The sequence below is a fragment of the Pseudomonas sp. SDO5591_S426 genome (assembly GCF_054070755.1).
On the sequence record NZ_JBSVXD010000428.1, the window covers coordinates 1 to 372 of the forward strand.

General features: G+C 55.1%; 1 protein-coding gene. It reads left to right on the forward strand.

Annotated elements, in window-relative coordinates; all coding sequences use genetic code 11:
* Positions 1 to 372 (forward strand): transposase (locus tag ACW9JC_RS30440; RefSeq protein WP_457459698.1); only part of this gene is annotated, 372 nt, incomplete at both ends.

Sequence of the window (372 nt, forward strand, 5' to 3'; positions counted from 1 at the left end):
GCGTGGTCGATGTTTTCGTCGATGAACTCGACCTGGGCGCACTTGGTTTTGAGGGCGTCGATCCTGCCGCAACGGGTCGTCCGGCCTATCACCCAGCGGTGTTGCTGAAGATCTATATCTACGGCTATCTCAATCGGATTCAGTCCAGCCGCCGACTTGAGCGTGAGGCCGAGCGCAACGTCGAGTTGATGTGGCTAACGGGTCGTTTGGCTCCGGACTTCAAAACCATTGCCGACTTTCGCAAAGACAACGGCAAAGCCATTCGCAGCGTATGCCGCCAGTTTGTAGTTCTTTGCCGCAACCTCAATCTCTTCTCTCAGTCGATCATCGCCATCGACGGCAGCAAATTCAAAGCCGTCAATAATCGCGACC